Annotated in this window: 3 protein-coding genes; 1 reads left to right on the top strand and 2 read right to left on the bottom strand. The window is 72.4% G+C overall.

The genetic code is table 11. From position 1 onward, the window contains the following. Positions 1–294: aldolase/citrate lyase family protein (locus tag VKN16_05845; protein ID HME93718.1), on the top strand; the 294-nt coding region annotated here is incomplete at its 5' end. 116 nt (positions 295–410) lie between these two features. Here VKN16_05845 and ggt read toward each other — a convergent pair. After that, positions 411–2,066: a gamma-glutamyltransferase gene (gene ggt / locus VKN16_05840; GenBank protein HME93717.1), complete on the bottom strand. Its 1,656-nt coding sequence runs from the start codon at positions 2,064–2,066 to the stop codon at positions 411–413. A 13-nt stretch (positions 2,067–2,079) separates the two neighbouring features. Next, on the bottom strand, positions 2,080–2,310 hold a 231-nt coding region (locus VKN16_05835), incomplete at its 5' end, for an alpha/beta hydrolase (GenBank protein ID HME93716.1).

The following is a 2,310-nucleotide window of genomic DNA, read 5'->3' as shown; positions in this document are numbered from 1 at the left end:
GAGATTCTCCGGGTCGACCACATCGACGTGTTCTTCGTGGCCCCGAGCGACCTGGCCACCTCGATGGGCCACATCGGCGACGTCGGTCATGCCGAGGTGCAGAAGACGATCGACGGAGCCATCGCGAAGATCGTCCAGGCCGGCCGCACCGCCGGCACTCTCGTCACCTCGGCGAACGTCGAGGCCTACACCCGCAAGGGCGTGCGCTGCATCATGGCCAGCTTCTTCCCGTGGATCCAGGCCGGCACGAAGGATCTCATGGACCGCGCCGCCGCCGGCGCGGGAGGGCGCTGAAGAGGGCGCTCAAAAGGGTCCAGATGCGAGGCGGCGCCCGAAGGTCGGGCGCGAAGCGTACTCTCCGTACGTTGAGCGCCCCGACCGAGGGCGCCAACGAAGCAGATGGGCCCTTTTCAGCGCCCTCTGGCGTCGGGGCGGAAGCGGATGCCCGGGCGGGCAAGCCCGCCGCTGACGCCGATCGGCGTGCCGTCGGCGCGCCAGCAGGCTGCGCCTTCGAGCGTGCCGTCGGCCGCGAACGCCACCGCGTTCATGCCGCCGGCGACCGCGGGGACGGCGACGACGCGGTGTCCGCGGGCCGCCAGCGCGGCACGCACCGCGGCCGGGATGTCCTGCTCCATCTCGAGCTCCTGCCCCTGGCTCCAGATGCGCGGCGCCTCCACCGCCTCCTGCAGCGGCATGCGGTGATCGATCAGGTTCACCACCGCCTGCAGCACCGAGGTGAAGATGCGCACGCCGCCGGGCAGGCCCAGCGCCCACGCCGGGCGGCCGTCGCGCAGCACGATGGTCGGCGCCATGCTGCTGGTCACGCGCTTGCCGGGCGCCACCGACGCGGGCGTGCCGGGGTGCGGATCGAACAGCGCCATGGTGTTGTTCAGGATGATGCCGGTGCCTGGCACGGTGGCCTTCGCCCCGAACAGGTTGTTGAGGGTCTGGGTCATCGCCACCACGTTGCCCTCGGCGTCCGCGGTCGTCACGTGCGTGGTGTGGGCCGATCCGGCTGCGACGCCCGGCACCCCGCCGTAGTCCCCCGCCCGATCCGCGCGGATCTGCGCGCGCCGGGCCGCCGCGTGCGCCTTCGAGGTGAGCCGCTCGACGGGGATGTCCACGAACGCGGGATCCCCGGTGCAAGCGTTGCGATCCGCGAAGCCGATCTTGAGCACCTCGGCGATCAGGTGGAAGTACTCCGCGGTGCCGAAGCCCAGCCCGGCCGGGTCGAAGCCCTCCAGGATGTTCAGCATCTCGATGAGGTGCAGGCCGCCGGCGGTCGGCGGCGGCGCGCCCGCGATCTCGAAGCCGCGGTAGCCTCCGCGGATGGGCCGGCGCTCGATCGTCTCGTAGCGGACCAGGTCGTCGAGGGTGATGATGCCGCCCGCGCGCGCCATGTAGTCGGCCACGATGGCGCCCAGATCGCCGCCGTAGAGGGCGCCCGGCCCCTTGGCCGCGATCAGCCGAAGCGTCGCCGCGTACTCCGGCATCACGACGAGATCGCCCGCCTTGATCGGCGCGCCGCCGGGCAGGAACGTCCGCGCGGTCTCGGGGAAGCGCGCCAGGTCGGGGGCAGTGTCCAGCACCGCCTCCACCAGGTACGGCGTGGCGCGGAAGCCCCGCTCGGCATGGCGGATCGCCGGCTGCATCACCGTCTCGAGGTCGAGGCGTCCGAAGCGGGCGATCGCCTCCGCCCAGGCCTTCAGCGTCCCGGGCACGCCCGCCGAGAGGAGGCCCGTCAGGTTGACGTCGCCTGCCGTGCGCAGGTAGTCGGGCCACGCGTCGGAGACAGGGCGGTACATGTCCGGCCGCGCCGCCGACGGCGCGGTGGTGTAGTTGTCGATGACGAGATGCCGGCCGTCGGCCAGCCGCAGCTGGGTCATGCCCGCGCCGAAGATGCCGACCATCATCGGCTCCACCACGGTCAGCGCGAAGAGGGCGCCGATGGCCGCGTCCACCGCGTTGCCGCCCGCCGCGAGCATCTCCGCGCCCGCCGCCGAGCCCAGCGGGTGATTGGTGACGACCATGCCGCGTGACGCCGTCGCCGGCCGCTTCTCCGTCATCGCGTTCGCTCCGTCAGGGCGTGGGCCAGACGTCGGGCAGCTTCGTGGCGACCCACTTCGCGAGCGCCGCGTTCACCACGCGGGGCTTCTCCTGGGCCATCCAGTGTCCCGACGGCACCACCACCTCGGTGAGGTCACAGCAATCCCGCCGCATCGGCTCGGCCAGCCGGGAGTGGACCGTCTCGCACGTGTAGTCGTACTCGCCGTGCAGGAACAGGACGGGCAGGCTCAGCCGGCCGCCGTC

The sequence above is a fragment of the Candidatus Methylomirabilota bacterium genome (genome assembly GCA_035315345.1).
GTDB lineage: Bacteria > Methylomirabilota > Methylomirabilia > Rokubacteriales > CSP1-6 > CAMLFJ01.
This window is presented reverse-complemented; position numbering and strand designations above follow the sequence as displayed.